Source organism: Lysobacter sp. 22409 (assembly GCF_052045105.1).
GTDB classification, from domain to species: domain Bacteria; phylum Pseudomonadota; class Gammaproteobacteria; order Xanthomonadales; family Xanthomonadaceae; genus Lysobacter; species Lysobacter antibioticus_B.
This window is the reverse complement of sequence record NZ_JBQEOE010000027.1, coordinates 46371-62968: the sequence shown is the minus strand read 5'-3', so window position 1 is coordinate 62968 and position 16598 is coordinate 46371. Positions and strand designations below refer to the sequence as shown.

General features: G+C 67.4%; 15 protein-coding genes. All 15 read left to right on the top strand.

Annotated features, from left to right (window positions below):
* The first annotated feature begins 57 nt into the window (after positions 1–57).
* The 15 genes from cyoB to ACTJJK_RS14535 all read left to right on the top strand — a co-directional run bounded on the left by cyoB (position 58) and on the right by ACTJJK_RS14535 (position 16598).
* On the top strand, positions 58–2034 hold the full coding sequence (cyoB, locus tag ACTJJK_RS14605) for a cytochrome o ubiquinol oxidase subunit I (RefSeq protein ID WP_200875841.1): 1977 nt from the start codon (positions 58–60) through the stop codon (positions 2032–2034).
* Complete coding sequence (cyoC, locus tag ACTJJK_RS14600; protein WP_031372413.1) at positions 2027–2662, top strand: cytochrome o ubiquinol oxidase subunit III; 636 nt, start codon at positions 2027–2029, stop codon at positions 2660–2662. Before cyoB ends, cyoC begins: the two co-directional genes overlap by 8 nt.
* Positions 2659–3054, top strand: coding sequence for a cytochrome o ubiquinol oxidase subunit IV (cyoD, locus tag ACTJJK_RS14595; RefSeq protein WP_031372412.1), 396 nt, complete (start codon positions 2659–2661; stop codon positions 3052–3054). The genes cyoC and cyoD overlap by 4 nt, the downstream gene beginning before the upstream one ends.
* A gap of 254 nt (positions 3055–3308) precedes the next feature.
* Positions 3309–4088 carry an SURF1 family protein gene (locus ACTJJK_RS14590; RefSeq protein ID WP_440730584.1) on the top strand — a complete coding sequence of 260 codons (780 nt, stop codon included), beginning with the start codon at positions 3309–3311 and terminating at the stop codon, positions 4086–4088.
* Positions 4089–4106: 18 nt separating this feature from the next.
* Positions 4107–5432 (top strand): ATP-binding protein, encoded by a 1326-nt coding sequence (locus tag ACTJJK_RS14585; protein WP_223620224.1) that lies wholly within the window; start codon positions 4107–4109, stop codon positions 5430–5432.
* Entirely contained in the window at positions 5422–5997 is a 576-nt protein-coding gene (locus ACTJJK_RS14580) for a response regulator transcription factor (RefSeq protein ID WP_051885069.1), read from the top strand. Before ACTJJK_RS14585 ends, ACTJJK_RS14580 begins: the two co-directional genes overlap by 11 nt.
* Before the next feature lie 311 nt (positions 5998–6308).
* Positions 6309–7718, top strand: a complete 1410-nt coding sequence (locus tag ACTJJK_RS14575) for a sigma-54-dependent transcriptional regulator (protein WP_440730583.1) — start codon at positions 6309–6311, stop codon at positions 7716–7718.
* Between the two features lie 355 nt (positions 7719–8073).
* The gene (locus ACTJJK_RS14570; protein ID WP_057918042.1) at positions 8074–8349 is read left to right on the top strand and encodes a hypothetical protein; all 276 of its coding nucleotides are present in this window, start codon (positions 8074–8076) and stop codon (positions 8347–8349) included.
* A 4-nt stretch (positions 8350–8353) separates the two neighbouring features.
* Positions 8354–8941, top strand: coding sequence for a DUF4255 domain-containing protein (locus ACTJJK_RS14565; RefSeq protein ID WP_223620222.1), 588 nt, complete (start codon positions 8354–8356; stop codon positions 8939–8941).
* Entirely contained in the window at positions 8938–9858 is a 921-nt protein-coding gene (locus tag ACTJJK_RS14560) for a hypothetical protein (RefSeq protein ID WP_440730582.1), read from the top strand. Before ACTJJK_RS14565 ends, ACTJJK_RS14560 begins: the two co-directional genes overlap by 4 nt.
* Positions 9859–9924: 66 nt before the next feature.
* On the top strand, positions 9925–11835 hold the full coding sequence (locus tag ACTJJK_RS14555) for a phage tail sheath family protein (RefSeq protein WP_440730581.1): 1911 nt from the start codon (positions 9925–9927) through the stop codon (positions 11833–11835).
* A 15-nt stretch (positions 11836–11850) separates the two neighbouring features.
* A complete protein-coding gene (locus tag ACTJJK_RS14550) occupies positions 11851–12303 on the top strand; it encodes a phage tail protein (protein WP_031372403.1) in 453 nt (150 codons plus the stop codon).
* 5 nt (positions 12304–12308) lie between these two features.
* Complete coding sequence (locus ACTJJK_RS14545; protein WP_440730580.1) at positions 12309–15242, top strand: phage tail sheath C-terminal domain-containing protein; 2934 nt, start codon at positions 12309–12311, stop codon at positions 15240–15242.
* A gap of 2 nt (positions 15243–15244) precedes the next feature.
* Complete coding sequence (locus tag ACTJJK_RS14540) at positions 15245–15706, top strand: phage tail protein (RefSeq protein WP_031372401.1); 462 nt, start codon at positions 15245–15247, stop codon at positions 15704–15706.
* A gap of 19 nt (positions 15707–15725) precedes the next feature.
* Positions 15726–16598 carry a CIS tube protein gene (locus tag ACTJJK_RS14535; protein WP_200875839.1) on the top strand — a complete coding sequence of 291 codons (873 nt, stop codon included), beginning with the start codon at positions 15726–15728 and terminating at the stop codon, positions 16596–16598.

The following is a 16598-nucleotide window of genomic DNA, read 5'->3' as shown; positions in this document are numbered from 1 at the left end:
GTCCGCCCGCGGACTTCTGGAGTCGAGATGTCTGACCAATCCAACCTCGCCACGCTGATCTTCGGCCGGCTTACCTGGGACTCGATCCCGCTGCACGAACCGATCCTGATCGCGACCTTCGCCATGGTCGTGCTGGGCGGCCTTGCCGTGGTCGCCGCGATCACCCGCTACAAGCTCTGGGGCTATCTCTGGAACGAGTGGTTCACCAGCATCGATCACAAGAAGATCGGCATCATGTACATCGTGCTGGGCCTGATCATGCTGATGCGCGGCTTCGCCGACGCGATCATGATGCGCCTGCAGCAGGCGATGGCGTTCGGCGACAACGCCGGCTACCTGCCGCCCGAACACTACGACCAGGTCTTCACCGCCCACGGCGTGATCATGATCTTCTTCGTGGCCATGCCGCTGGTCACCGGCTTCATGAACTACGTCGTGCCGCTGCAGATCGGCGCGCGCGACGTCGCGTTTCCGTTCCTCAACAACTTCAGCTTCTGGATGACCGCCTGCGGCGCGGCCCTGGTGATGGTCTCGCTGTTCGTCGGCGAGTTCGCCAAGACCGGCTGGCTGGCGTATCCGCCGCTGTCGGGCATCGCCTACAGTCCCGGGGTCGGCGTCGACTACTACATATGGGCGCTGCAGATCGCCGGCGTCGGCACCTTGCTATCGGGCATCAACCTGATCGCGACCATCGTCAAGATGCGCGCGCCGGGCATGAGCATGATGAAGATGCCGGTGTTCACCTGGACCTCGCTGTGCACCAACGTGCTGATCGTGGCGGCGTTCCCGGTGCTCACCGCGGTGCTGTTGCTGCTCTCGCTCGACCGCTACGCCGGCACCAACTTCTTCACGAACGATCTGGGCGGCAACCCCATGATGTACGTGAACCTGATCTGGATCTGGGGCCACCCGGAGGTCTACATCCTGATCCTGCCGTGCTTCGGCATCTTCTCCGAGATCGTCTCGACCTACAGCGGCAAGCGCCTGTTCGGCTATGCCTCGATGGTCTATGCGACGGTGGTCATCACCATCCTGTCCTACCTGGTGTGGCTGCACCACTTCTTCACCATGGGCTCGGGCGCCAGCGTCAACTCGTTCTTCGGCATCACCACGATGATCATCTCGATCCCGACGGGCGCGAAGATCTTCAACTGGCTGTTCACCATGTACCGCGGCCGCATCCGCTTCGAGGTGCCGATGCTGTGGACGATCGGCTTCATGGTCACCTTCACCATCGGCGGCATGACCGGTGTGTTGCTGGCGGTGCCGCCGGCCGACTTCGTCCTGCACAACAGCCTGTTCCTGATCGCTCACTTCCATAACGTGATCATCGGCGGCGTGCTGTTCGGCCTGTTCGCCGGCATCAACTTCTGGTGGCCCAAGGCCTTCGGCTTCAAGCTCGACCCGTTCTGGGGCAAGTGCTCGTTCTGGTTCTGGATCACCGGCTTCTTCTTCGCCTTCATGCCGCTGTACGTGCTCGGCCTGATGGGCGTGACCCGGCGCATGAGTCACTTCGAGGACCAATCGCTGCAGATCTGGTTCGTCATCGCCGCCTTCGGCGCGGTGCTGATCGCCATCGGCATCGCCTGCATGTTGATCCAGTTCGTGGTCAGCATCCGCCGCCGCCACGAGCTGCGCGACGAGACCGGCGATCCCTGGCAGGGCCGCACCCTGGAGTGGTCGACCTCCTCGCCGCCGCCGGATTACAACTTCGCCTTCACCCCGGTGGTGCACGACAACGACGCCTGGCACGACATGAAGCAGCGCGGTTACCAGCGTCCGACCTCGGGCTTCCTGCCGATCCACATGCCCAAGAACACCGCCGCGGGCGTGGTCATCGCAGGGCTCAGCACGCTGTGTGCGTTCGCCCTGATCTGGCAGATGTGGCTGGTCGCCGGCCTGTCCTTCGCCGCCATGCTGGTCGCCGCCATCGTCCACACCTTCAACTACAAGCGCGACTACTACATCCCGGCGGAGCAAGTGACCGCCACCGAAGCCAAGCGCACGCAACAACTGGCCGCCGCCCATGTCTGACGCCCACGCCATCGCCACCCACACGCCCGACGGGCGCCCGGTCTTCTTCGACCTCAAGGGCAAGCACCATCCGGAGAACGGCACCCTGCTCGGGTTCTGGCTCTACCTGATGAGCGACTGCCTGGTGTTCGCCTGCCTGTTCGCGGTCTACGGCGTGCTGGGCCGCAGCTACGCCGCCGGCCCGTCCGGCGCCGACCTGTTCGACCTGCAACTGGTCGCGATCAACACCTCGATGCTGTTGCTGTCGTCCATCACCTATGGCTTCGCGATGATCGCGATGCAGAAGCGCAAGATCGCCGCGGTGCAGGGCTGGCTGGCGATCACCGGCTTGTTCGGCCTGGCCTTCATCGGCCTGGAACTGTACGAGTTCGCCCACCTGATCCATGAAGGCGCCGGCCCGCAGCGCAGCGCGTTCCTGTCCTCGTTCTTCGCCCTGGTCGGCACCCACGGCCTGCACGTGACCTTCGGCATCGTCTGGTTGGTCACCTTGATGGTGCAGGTCGGCAAGCACGGCCTGACCGCCGAAAACCGCCGCCGCCTGCTGTGCCTGTCGATGTTCTGGCATTTCCTCGACGTCGTCTGGATCGGCGTCTTCACCTTCGTTTACCTGATGGGAGTGCTGCCGTGACCGAGCCCACCACTCACGCCGCGCACGATCATGGCCACGGCCATGACGACCACGACGACGGCGCCCACGGCAGCGTCGGCAGCTACACCATCGGCTTCCTGCTGTCGGTGGTGCTGACCGCGATTCCGTTCTGGCTGATCATGGCCAAGGTGATCCCGAACTCCGGCACCGCCGCCTTCGTGGTGCTGGCCTTCGCCGTGGTCCAGATCGTCGTGCACATGGTGTATTTCCTGCACATGAACACGAAGTCGGAGGGCGGCTGGAACATGCTCGCGCTGATCTTCACCCTGGTGTTGGTGGTGATCCTGCTGGCCGGTTCCTTGTGGGTCATGCACCACCTCAACGTCAACATGATGCCGATGGCCCCGCACGACATGCGCAACATGCCTTGATTCGGGATTCGGGATTCGGGAATCGGGAATCGGGAATCGGGAATCGAGTTTCGGGTCTTCGGTTCTCGCCGTGTTCTTTTTGCCCGTCGTTCCCGCGAAGGCGGGAACCCAGGGTTTCACCGCGACATGACTCTGAAGTCTCTGGATCCCCGCCTTCGCGGGGATGACGGATGAGGAGTACGTAGGCCGCTGCACGAGCTTGAAATCGAGCAACACCGAACGCCCTATCGGCGATCCATGAAGAGGCCCCGACCATGACCGCGAACACCGCCAAGCGCCCGCGCAGCCGCTTCGCCCTGGCGGTCCTGTCGTCGGTCTTTCTCGCCGCCTTCCTCGGCCTGATCGCCCTCGGCGGCTGGCAGGTGCAACGCCGCGCCTGGAAGCTCGATCTGATCGAACGCGTCGAAGCGCGCGTACATGCGCCGCCGGGCGCGGCGCCCGGGCCGGCCGATTGGCCCCAGGTCAGCGCCGCCCTCGACGAATATCGCCACGTCCAGCTCGAAGGCCGTTATCTGGGCGGAAAAGACAGCCTGGTCCAGGCCGTGACCGCGATCGGCCCCGGTTTCTGGCTGATGACTCCCTTCCAGACCGACGAGGGCCCGATCGTGCTGGTCAACCGCGGCTTCGTCCCGGGCAAGCGCGAAGCCGCTGCCGCGGCCGCTTCGGCCGACACCCGGGTCACCGGCCTGCTGCGCCTCAGCGAACCCGGCGGTGGTTTCCTGCGCAAGAACGCGCCGCAGCAGGATCGCTGGTACTCGCGCGACGTGGCCGCCATCGCCGCCGCCCGCGGCCTGCAGCGCGTCGCGCCCTACTTCGTCGACGCCGACCGCCACGACGAGCCCCCTGTCGCCGCCAACGCCGAGCCGGCCTGGCCGGTCGGCGGACTGACGGTGATAAAGTTTCCCAACAACCATCTGGTCTATGCGCTGACCTGGTTCGGGCTGGCCCTGATGGTCGCTGCCGCCGCATGGCGGGTGGCGCTGGAAGAACGTCGGCGCCGTCGCGCCGCCGCGTCGCTCGACGACATCCGCTGAGGGCCGCCGATGCAGGATTTGCCGCTACCCCGCACGCTCGACGCCGAAGCGCCCGCCTCGACGGCCTCGCGCGACAGCGCCGGGGTCAAGAACATGCACCAGCTGATCCAGTTGCGCTGGATCGCGGTGATCGGCCAGGTCGCGACCATCGTCTTCGTCCATTTCGCCTTCGGCATCGCCCTACCGCTGGCGCCGATGGCGATCGTCTTGGCCTGCCTGGCCGCGTTCAACCTGGTCAGCCTGCTGCGCTGGCGGCACCGCGAGAAGGTCACCAACGGCGCCCTGTTCCTCGCCCTGCTGGTCGACGTGGTCACCCTGACCGCGCAGCTATACCTGAGCGGCGGCGCCGCCAATCCGTTCGTGTTCCTGTACCTGCTGCAGGTCGCGCTGGCCGCGGTGTTGCTGCGCTCGTGGGCGAGTTGGGCGGTGGTGTTCGCGACCAGCGCCTGCTTCATCGCCCTGACCATGTTCGCCGGGCCCGTGGTGATTCCGGCCGACCCGACCCGCGGCCTCGCCGACCCTTACGTCCAGGGCATGCTGCTGTGCTTCGTCCTCAACGCCACCTTGCTGGTGGTGTTCATCACCCGCATCGGCCGCATCCTGCGCGCCCGCGACGCGCGCCTGGCCGACCTGCGCCAACGCGCAGCCGAGGAAGAGCACATCGTGCGCATGGGCCTGCTGGCCTCGGGCGCCGCGCATGAGCTCGGCACGCCGCTGGCGACGCTGTCGGTGATCCTGGGCGACTGGCGGCGCATGGCGCCGTTCACCGAGCAACCCGAGTTGCTGCAGGAGCTCGACGAGATGCAGACCCAGCTGCATCGCTGCAAGACCATCGTCACCGGCATCCTGCTCTCCGCCGGCGAAACCCGCGGCGAAGCCCCGGCCGAGACCACGGTCGGCGCCTTCCTCGACGAACTGGTCGACGAGTGGCGAACGACCCGCCCGGTGCGCGGATTCGATTACGCCAACGGTTTCGGCGAAGATCTGCCGATCGTCTCCGACTCGGGCCTCAAGCAGATGATCTGCAACGTGCTCGACAACGCCCTGGAAGCCTCGCCCGACTGGATCGGCCTGGAAGCCTCGCGCGACGACGACCGCCTGGTGCTGAAGGTCAGCGACATCGGCCCCGGCTTCGCCCCGGCGATGCTCTCGCACTTCGGCAAGCCCTATCAGTCGAGCAAGGGCCGCCCCGGCGGCGGCCTGGGCCTGTTCCTGGCCCTCAACGTCGCCCGCACCCTCGGCGGCAGCATCACCGCGCAGAACCGCAGCCCGCGCGGCGCCATCGTCGCGATGACTCTGCCGCTGTCGGCGCTGACCCTGGTCGAGGCCGCCGATGAGCCCTGATCTCAAGAGTGAAGATCCCGGCCCGCCCCGGGACGCACCGCGCGAACTGCTGATCGTCGAAGACGATGCGGCCTTCGCCCGCACCCTGACCCGCTCGTTCGAGCGCCGCGGTTATCTGGTGCGCAACGCAACCGACCTCGGCGAAGTCGATGCCCTGCTGCGCGAACACTCGCCCGGTTTTGCGGTGGTCGACCTCAAACTGGCCGGCGGCGACTCCGGCCTGGCCTGCGTGCAAGCCCTGCACGCCCACGACCCGGACATGCTGATCGTGGTCCTGACCGGCTACGCCAGCATCGCCACCGCGGTCGAAGCGATCAAACTCGGCGCCTGCCACTACCTGGCCAAGCCCTCCAACACCGACGACATCGAAGCCGCCTTCGGCCGCGCCGGCGGCGACGCCACGGTCGAACTGACCGAGCGCCAGACCTCGATCAAGACCCTCGAGTGGGAGCGCATCCACGAGATGCTCGCCGAAACCGACTTCAACATCTCCGAGACCGCCAGGCGGCTGGGGATGCACCGAAGGACCCTGGCGCGGAAGCTGGGGAAGCATCGGGTCAAGTAGATCGAGCACGGAACTCGCTGACGAGCCCGGCCAATTATTCAATCGTTATCAATACCTTGAAGCGATAACTTCGCCTCTGCATCGGTGCGTCCGGGATCCTCTTCTGGCTCGGAGCGAGACGCTACCGCCGGTCGGAATCCCCCCGATGTTACGTAAACGAACACCCCCACCGTGACCGGCGCGGGGATGGCGCCGCGTTGATCGTCCTGCAACACCTCGAAAACCTCCGGCTTGGCCTGGCGCCCCACGGCGCCGCGCCGTGGTCGGTTGCGCGGGTATCTGGCGGACTGTCCCGGTCATGGAGGCGTGCGATGGAAGTCCCCCGATGGGCCGTGGTTCCGCTCGCAAGCGCGCCTGCAGAAACGCGCGACGTGCGCGAGGTGCTCGCGGCGTTGTCGTGTTGCGCCTCGGTCGAGCTGTCGCCATCGGGTTATCTGCAGGCGGCGATCCAAAGCGCGGACGGCATCGTCCTGGTCCCGGGCCTTGACGGGCTGGCGACGATTCCCGAGTCGATCGCCGCGATCCGGCACGAGCGTCCGCAATTGGCGATCGTGGTGGCGACCCGCGATGCCGGAGACAGCGAGCTCGATGCCCTGATCCTGGCCGGCGCCTCGGACTTCGTATCCCTGCCCTCGACCGTGTCGGAATGGCGGGTGCGCCTGCATCGTGCGCTGCACACCGCTGCGGCGCCTTGCCGCGGCGAGCCGGTACAGGAGGAGGAACCGCACATCCGCGGTTTCGTCCACGGCAGCAAGGTCTGCGCGGCGATCGCGGCGCGTCTGCCGACCCTGGCCCGCTGCGACGCCAGCGTGTTGATCACCGGCGAGACCGGCACCGGCAAGGAGGTCTGCGCGCAGGCCATCCATTACCTGTCGATGCGCGCCGACCGCCCCTGGGTCGCGGTCAACTGCGGCGCCATACCGGTCGAGCTGGTCGAGAACGAACTGTTCGGCCACGTCAAAGGCGCCTATACCCATGCCCACAGCGCCTGCCCGGGCCTGGTGCGCGAAGCCGAGGGCGGCACCCTGTTTCTCGACGACGTCGACTGCCTGCCGCTGTCGGCGCAGGCCAAGCTGCTGCGCTTCCTGCAGGAACGCGAATACCGGCCGGTCGGCTCCAACACCGTCCATCACGCCGACCTGCGAGTGATCGCCGCCAGCAACTGCAATCTGTGCACGCTCTCGCAGAGCGGCGGCTTCCGACAGGACCTGTATTACCGCCTCAACGTCCTCAACATCACTCTGCCGCCGCTGCGGCAACGGCCGGAGGACGTGCCGATCCTGGCGCGCCACTTCGCCGCCCATTTCGCCCGCGAGTTCGGCCGCGCGCCTGCCGGTTTCTCCTACGGTGCGCTCGAACGGCTGCTGCGCCACGATTGGCCCGGCAACGTGCGCGAGCTCAAGCACGTGATCGAGCGCGCGGTGCTGTTGTCGAGCGGCCAGGTGTTGGTCGCAGAAGACATCGAGATCGAACCGGCCTCGCCCGACCTGCCCCTGCCGCGCTCGTTCGGCCTGGCCGCCGATTCGTTCCGGGCGGCGAAACAACGCGTGGTCGAAGACTTCGAGCGCGGCTACGTCGAGCACCTGCTCGCCGCGCACGCCGGCAACGTCACCCACGCCGCGATGGCGGCCAAGAAGGACCGCCGCGCCTTCTTCGAGCTGATGCGCAAGCACCGCATCGAACCCAAGCGCTTCCGCGCGTTCGAGTCGCAGCTCACCTGATCGCAGCGCTATCCGCGACGGCGACGGCAACCGCCGTGCCCGCGGCATCGTCGCGCCTGCATGTACGGCCGAACGGGTCTCCCGGATATGCGCCGTTCGACGATGCGGTCGGCCTGTCCGTGCGCTCACAGGACAAAGCCACGCACTGCGCGGACAAAAACATCCTGGCTGCGCAGGCTTGAAAACACGGCGTTTGCGGCCGGCAATGTGACGGCCGTCGGGTTCGCGCCCGGATCAAAACATCCGCCCTCGCTCGCCGTGCCGCATCGATAACGCCCACTGCGCAAGCGTTTGCGTCATCCATCGCCGTTGGCATCGCTCTTGCATTGATCTGGTGCGCAGAGGGTCGATCGCGATGGACGAAAGCTCCGCGGTATCGGCATGTGTGAAGGCATTGGCCAGCTATATGCGAGCCAATCCGCACGCGTGCGATACCGCCGAAGGCATCCATCGCTGGTGGTTCGGAAGCGAGCACGAGGTCGCCATGGACGAATTGCAGGAGGCGCTGGACTGGATGAAACGCTGCGGGGTGATCGAGGAGACCGTGGCGGCCGACGGCCGCAGGCGCTACCGGCGGCTCGCCGGCGATGCGCTGCTCGGCGCTTTGCTGACGCAACGGCGCGGAGACTGAGGCCATGGCGAACTACCGCGCCATCGCCGCCACCAGTACCGCACTGGCCGGTCTGCTGCGCGATCGCTATCCGCGCGACGAATTCGGCGCCGGCCTCGACATCAGCCTGTACCAGGCGCGCGACTTCGAGTCGCCGATGCAGGACGGCTTCTCGATCTACCTGTTCCGCGTCGCCGTCAACGGCGCCATGCGCAACCTGACCCTGCGCCGTTCGCCCGACGGCCGTCGCTATCGTCCGTCGCTGCCGCTCGACCTGCACTACATGATCACGCCCTGGGCGCAGGACAGCGAACGCCAGCAGCGCATGCTCGGCTGGGTGATGCGCTTGATGGAAGACACCAGCGTGCTCAGCGCCGGCCATCTCAATCACTACATGCCCGAAACCGACACCTTCGGCGCGCAGGAAGGCATCGAGGTGGTGTGCGACCCGCTGTCGCTCAACGACTATCTGACCCTGTGGGATCGCCTGCGGCGCCTGCCGTCCTCGGCGACCTATGCCCTGCGCATGGTGCTGATCGATTCCGACGTCAGCGTCGACGACGCCGCCGCGGTGCAGAGCCGCCGCTTCGAAGTGCACGAGGCGATCACGTGAGCGCGGTCCTGTTCGAACTCGAAGTGCTGCAACGCAATGCCGCGCTGGGTCTGCGTTTCTGGGACATGGCGACGGCCAGCTCGGTCATCGACGGCCTGGTCGTCGAGGTCTACCCACGCAGCGCCCCGAACGCGCGCAAACGCGCCCTGCCCAATCCCAGCGGTATCTACGTGGCGCATCGGGTCAGCGGCCTGATCGATTTCGAGTTCGACCAACGCGAACCGGTCGAACAACCCTGGATCGATGCGTTGAACGCGTCGCCGCCGGCCTCGGGCTACCGCATCGAAGTCAGCGACCCGTTCGGCCGCTTTCTGCCGTTGGCCTTCGATGCCGAATTGCCTGCACGCGGGCTGTTCACCTGGCTGGCGCCATGGATCTCGCCGCCGCAGCCGCTCGCCCTGCCCGGCACGGCCTCGTCGCCGCCGCAGTTGCTGATCGAACGCATCCCGCTGTTCTCGGCGCCGAGCCGCCCCCTGCCGCAACCGCTCGCCGTGACCTATGCGCAGTTGCGCGAGGCCGGCACCCAGCGCGTGCCGGCCTGGAGCCTGCTCGCGGTCGACATCGACGGCGCGCCGCGCGGCATCGGCATGGCCGACCGCGACGGCCGGGTAGCGGTGATCTATCCCTACCCCGAGCCGCCGCGCACGCCGCTGTCGTCGCCGCCGGAAGCGCGCAGCGATTTCCGCTGGATGGTCGAGCTCAGCGCGTTCTGGTCGCCGGCCTCGCCGCCGATCGAAGCGCCCGCCGTACCCGATCTCGCCGACGTGCTGGCGCAACTGGCCACGCCGTGCACGGTGATCGATTCGCTGTCGTCGCCGGCGCCGCCCCGGCGCCTGGAGTACCGCCGGCCGATGACGGCCAGAACCGAAGGGCAGCCGGCGGCGGACGCTTCCTGGCTGTTGGTATCCACCGCATGACCGCGCCGCGCCACTACGCCGACACGCGCGCCAAGACATGCGCCGTCTTAGGCAAGGAGAACTGCTATGTCTGAGTACCTGGCTCCCGGTGTCTTCGTCGAGGAAGTCTCCTTCCGCGCGAAATCGATCGAGGGCGTGAGCACCACCACCACCGGCTTCGTCGGTCCCGCCCGCTACGGCCCGCTCGACATCGAGCCGGAAATCGTCACCAGCCTGGTCGAGTTCGAACGCACCTATGGCGGTCGCGACAAACTGGTGTTCCAGGACGCCGGCGAAGTCGACAACCACCTCTGGCACGGTGTGCGCGCCTTCTTCGAGGAAGGCGGCAAGCGCCTCTACGTCAGCCGCGTGTTCACCCCCATCGACGCGACCGACGAACGCCCGGGCTGCGCCCGCGGCGGCCTGCCCGGCAGCCCCTCGTCGATGATGGTGTACGCGCGCTTCCCCGGTCGCGCCGGCAACGCACGGGTCGGCTTCACCTTCAACGTCGGCCAGAGCCTGCTCTCAGACGTCGACGGCGTCACTTTCGCCAACTCGCTGCAATCGCGCGACGTGGTGTGGATCCGGCCGCGCGCCGGCGCGCCGTCGCCGGCGGTCGAGGACGGTTATTACCTCGCCCTGTGGGATGCGGCCAACGAAAGCTGGGCCTTCGTCTCCAGCGGCGACGACATCGGCACCGCCGAGGCCACCCTGACCGACCTCAGCGCCGCCAACTACGAGCTGCGCGTGGTCACCGTAACGGTGGTCGTGCAGCCGCTAGGCGGCGGCGACGCCTTCGTCGCCCCCGACCTGCCGCTGGACCCGCTGCACCAGCGCGCCGGTTCGCCGGATTCGCTGTTCGCGTATTTCGCCGAGTTCCCGGCCAGCCTCAGCCGCGCCCGCACCCTGCCGATCGTGATCCGCGCCGAAGACGTCGCCGCCATCGGCACCGGCACCGAATTGCTCGGCGCCTTCTTCGATGCCGACCCGAACGCGTCGCTGTCGCCGCCGGCGGGCTTGCGTGCGGCCATGCAGAACTCGCAGAGCACGCCGGCCGAACGCAGCCTGGCGATCCTGATCGACGACGGCGACGACGGCCTGCGCCCGTTCGCGTCCGCCTACGAGGGCGAGGTCGACAGCGCCGACCGCAAGACCGGCCTGCGCCAGTTCGAGGACCTGGAAGACATCTCGATCGTCGCCGCGCCGGGCTCGACCTTCGGCTACGGCGCCGGCTATGCGACCCATGCGCCGTCGATCGTGCGCGCCCTGATCCGCCACGCCGAACGCATGAAGTACTGCATCGCCGTGCTCGACAGCGGCGACAACCAGGCGATCAGCGAAGTGCGGGCGATGCGCGCCCAGCTCGATTCCAAACACGCCGCGCTGTACTACCCCTGGGTGCGCGTGCTCGATCCGCTGACCCAGCGCGAGACCCATATGCCGCCGTCGGGCTTCGTCGCCGGCATCTACGCCCGCAACGACGTCAACCGCGCGGTCTACAAAGCGCCGGCCAACGAGGTCGTCAACCTGGCCCTGGGCTTCGAGCGCTTCCTCAACAAGGCGCAGCAGGAAGTGCTGAACCCGGAAGGGATCAACTGCTTCCGCTATTTCGAAGGCCGCGGCATGCGCCTGTGGGGCGCGCGCACGATCAGTTCCGACCCGGAATGGAAGTACGTCAACCTGCGGCGCTACTTCGCCTATTTGGAGCGCTCGATCGACAAGGGCACGCAGTGGGCGGTGTTCGAGCCGAACGGCGAACAGTTGTGGGCCAACGTGCGCCGCACCATCGAGGACTTCCTCCTCAACGAATGGCAAAGCGGCGCCTTGCTCGGCGACAAACCGGAGAAGTCGTATTTCGTCAAATGCGACCGCTCGACCATGTCGCAGAACGATCTCGACAACGGCCGCCTGATCTGCCTGATCGGCGTGGCGCCGCTGCGGCCCGCCGAGTTCGTCATCTTCCGCATCGGCCAGTGGACGGCCGACCGCAAAGTCTGATCGGAGAGCAACGTCATGGCCACCCTTCGCGACCGCCCGTACGTGCAGTTCAATTTCCTCGTCGACCTGGGCGACGGGGTCACCGACGGGCCACAGGCCGGGTTCCAGGAGCTCAGCGGCATCGGCATGGAAGTCACCGTGTCCGAATACCGCACCGGCAACGCCAAAGAAAACAGCGTGATGAAGATCACCGGCATGAACAAATCCACCGACGTGACGATGAAACGCGGCGTGATCGGTTCGCTCAACCTGTACCAATGGCTCGACCAGATCCGCAACGGCGACCAGAAGGCCATGCGCACGGTGACGATCCATCTGCAGAACGAGGACCACACCCAAATCGTGCAGACCTGGAAGCTGTTGCGTGCGCGGATCATCAAACACACCAGCGGGCCGTTCAACGCCAAGGGCACCGATGTGGCGTTGGAAGAGCTGACCCTGTCCTACGAACGGCTCGAGATGGAGTGAGGATCGTGGCGAACGCGCGCCGGCTGCCGGGCATCCAGGTCGACGTGGCTCCGCCGCTCGCGGCGGAGGCGTTGCCGCGCCTGGACGTGGCGGTGTTCGTCGGCTTCGCCTCGACCGGCCCGCTGCACCTGCCGGTCGCGGTCGAAAGCGCGGCGCAGTACGCGACCGTGTTCGGCGCGGACGCGGCACTGGCCTGGGACGAACGCCGCGGCGAGCGCGTGTATGCGCATCTCGGCCCTTCGGTACGCGCCTTCTTCGCCAACGGCGGTCGCCGCTGCTGGGTGATACGGGTGGCGCGCAGCGCCGAGATGGAACGCGTACGCACCGAGGTCGACGCCGACGCCGATCCCTCGCTCGCGGTCGCCGACGGCAACCGCTTCGCTCTGTCCGGAATGCTGTCGATTGTCACGGCCGGCGGCGAGGCCGAACCGGCCATCGTCGCCACGCGCTGCGAAGGTTCCTGGTCGGATCCATTGCGTGTCAGCGTGTCGGTGCAGTCGCGCGGTTTTGCCCTCGACGCCTGGTCCGGCGTCGATTCGCCGGCTTCGGGCCGATACGAATTCCTGACCCGGCACGCGCTGCGCGGCGGCGACCTGCTGCAGTTCGGCCGCAGCGTCGGCGAATGCGCCTATGCCCAGGTCGAAGCGGTCGCGGCCGGCGCGACCCCTGCGGCGCCGTACCAGGTCTCGGTGCGTATGCTGGCCGCGTTCGAACGCATCGTCGCCGAGCCCTCGCCGCCGGGCGAGCTTGCCGGTGTCGCCCACCTCGCCGGTCTGGAACTGCCGCTCGCGGCGACTCTACTGGCGCCGCCGAGCTTCGACAGCGATCCCGATTCGGCCGCCGAACCCGCACCGCTTGCCTTGCGCTTCGACGAGCCGCTGCCCGAATACGCCTTCGAGGTCGGCGCCTGGGTACGTTTCGATGCCGCCGGCGCGGTCCACTGGTTGCGCATCGACGAAGCCGACCGCGCGCCGGACCTGTCGGCGAGCCCGCCGTCGGCGACGACCTTGCAGGTGCTTGCGACCGTGCATGGGCCAGCCTGGCGCAGCGCCGATCTCGCCACCGCGCCGCTCGGCACGGTGGCCTCGGCGCAAGTGTTGGAAATCGAACTGCTTGCGACCTCGGAGAACGGTCCGCAAACGCGGCTGCGCCAGTTGGCATTGACGCCGAGCCGGCCCGGCAACTTCTGGGAACTGCAGCGCGATAGCGAGTTCTATCGCGTGCACGACGATCTAGCCGCCGCGGCGCCGGCGCAATTGCAACGGTTTCCATTGGCGCCCGATGAAGCGCCATTCCCCCTGGCCTGGCTGCCGCTCGGTGCCAGCGGTCTGTTCGGCGCGGCGGTCGGCCCGCTGCACCGCGAGCAGACCGCGCTCGAACGCGATGGCCTGGCAGCGTTCGACAGCGGATTGTTTCTCGACCCGGAACTCGCCGACGACGGCGTCGACGCCCTGCTCGCGCATGCCGACGACATCCGCCTGATCCGCGAGCAGACGCGCCCGCTATACGGGCTGCACGCCGTGTTCGGCATCGGTGCCGGCGGCTTGTTCAACGAGGCCAGCCTGATCGCCGTGCCCGACGCCATACACTGCGGCTGGCAACGGCGCGCTGCGGACGACCCGGAACCCGCGCAAGCACCGCCCCTGACGACGCCGGCGCATTGGCGCGCGCATCGCGGCGCCTGCCTGGCGACGGTGCCGGCCGACTCCGTCTTGGCGACACCCGATTTCGGTCGCTTCCTCGATTGCCGCACACGCCTGATCGAAGCGCCGCTGCTCGACGGCCCCGATGCGCCGATGCCGCCCGGTACCTATCGCTTGAGCTGGACCGAGAGCGAGCCCGGTGCGGTCTATGCTCTGTTCGAAGCCGGCAGCGCCGATTTCAGCGACGAGCGCGAGATCTACCGCGGCGCCGACGGCGAGTACGTGGCGATGAGCCAACGTGAAGGCCTGTATCACTATCGCGTGTTCGCCTGGGTCGGCGACGAAAGCAGTCAGGGCTCCAACCCGGTCACGGTGCGCGTGCGCGCCGACGACTGGGAACAGGTGGCTCCCGAATCGGCCGGCGACCTGCACGAGGCCGACTGGCTCGAGGTGCATCGGGCCAGCCTGCGCTTGGCCGCGGCCTGCGGCGATCTGTTCGCGGTGCTGTCGATGCCGCGCCATTTCCGCACCGCTCAGGCCCTGCGCTACACCCAGCGCCTGCGCGCCGTGCGCACGCCGACCGATCAAGCCGGGCCGAGCGATCCGCACGCCTTCGGCTTCGACGAAGCCCGCGCTCTGAGCTACGGCGCCCTGTACTTCCCCTGGTTGCAATCGGACGCGCGCGCGAGCGGCGCCGACAACGCCGGTCAACGCCCCTTGCGGGTGGTGCCGCCGGACGGCGTCTCGGTCGGCGTGCTGTCGAAGCGGGCCTCCATGCGCGGCGCCTGGATCGCCGCCGCCAACGAACCGATGAAGGATGTGGTCGCATTGACCCCGCCGATCGCCGACAGCGACCGCCAGGCGCTGCAAGACGCGCAGATCAATCTGCTGCGCAACGATCCGCGCGGCTTCTTCGCCCTGTCCGCCGACACCCTGGCCCTGGACGAAGCGCTGCGGCCAATCAACGTGCGCCGCTTATTGATCCTGCTGCGGCGCATGGCGCTGCGCCACGGCACTCGCTACGTGTTCGAGCCCAATGGGCCGGTGCTGTGGCGTTCGGTGCAGCGCGGCTTCGACTTGCTGCTGACCGATCTGTTCCAACGCGGCGCCTTCGCCGGCGCCACCGCCGCGCAGTCCTTCCGCGTGGTCACCGACGAGGGCGTCAACACGCCGCAGTCGGTCGACGCCGGCCGCTTCGTGGTCGAACTGCGGGTGGCGCCGTCGCTGCCGATGCGTTTCATCGCCGTGCGCCTGGCCCAGAACGGCGAGCGCCTGGCCGTGATCGAGGAGCTCTGAGCATGGCCGCCCAGCCCTACCCGTTCACCAATTTCAACTTCGCCGTCGAGATCAACCGCGGCGACGACGCCAAGCCGCTGGTCAATGCCGCGTTCGCCGAATGCGACGGCCTGGAAGTGAACATGGAAGTGAAGACCATCCGCGAAGGCGGCGCCAACGACCGCCAGATCCGCCTCAACGGCATGGTCAGTTACGGCCAGCTCACCCTCAAGCGCGGCATGACCGAAAATTTCGACCTGTGGCGCTGGTTCAAGGACAGCGTCGCCAACCCGCGTTTGCGCGCCAATGCCGAAGTGGTGCTGTTCGCCGCCGACGGCAGCACCGTGCGCGCGCGCTTTCAGCTCTCGCGCTGCGTCCCGGTCAAGCTCAAGGCGCCGGCGCTGAACGCGCGCGACGGCCAGGTGGCGATCGAGGAACTGCAGGTGGCCTACGAGACCCTGGCCCTCAAGGAGCTCGACGCATGAAACGCGCGGAGGCCACGTCATGAGCCTGGAAAAAGCCCAGCTGATCGAACTCGACCAGAGCTTCGCCAACGAGAAATCGGGCGGGCGCAAGGTCGCGGTGCAGTTCAATCCGGAAACGCTGAAGGTCACCTTCGCCAACCAGATCGTGCAACCGCAGGGCGGCGACCAGGCCGCCGGCAACGCCGGCCGTCAGTTCGTCGGCGCCGGCACCACCAAGCTCGCGCTGCAGTTGTGGTTCGATGTCACCGCGATGGAGAAGGACGCGGTCGACGATGTCCGCCGCCTGACCCAGGACGTGGTCTATTTCATGACCCCGCAGAAGTCCGAAGAAGACCCGAAGAAACTGTCGCCGCCGGGGCTGCGCTTCCACTGGGGCACGTTCCTGTTCGACGGCATGGTCGAGGGCATGGAAGAAACCCTCGAGTTCTTCTCGCCCGACGGCAAGCCGCTGCGCTCCAGCATCACCATGACCCTGTCGCAGCAGAAGATCCTCGAAGCCAAGTTCGAGGGCGAAGGCAAGGTGCCCAACCAGCCCGGCCAGGCGCCGTTGAAGAGCGCCAACGAGGGCGACTCGCTGCAATCGATGGCCGGCAAGAGCGGCAAGCCGGACTGGCAGGGCATCGCCTCGGCCAACGGCATCGAAGACCCGCTGCGCATGTCACCGGGCCAGTTGGTCGATCTCAATCTTTCCGCCGGCGCTTCGATCGGCGGCGGTGTCGGCATCGGCGTCGGTGTCGGCATAGGCGTCGACGCGGGCATCGGCGGCAGCGCCTCGGTCGGCGCCGGTTTCGGAGCCGGCATCGGCGGCAGCGTCGGTGTCGACGCCGGTGCCAGTGTCGGCCTCAACGCATCCCTCGGCGGCAGCGCCGGCGGCTCGATCTCGTTCGGATAA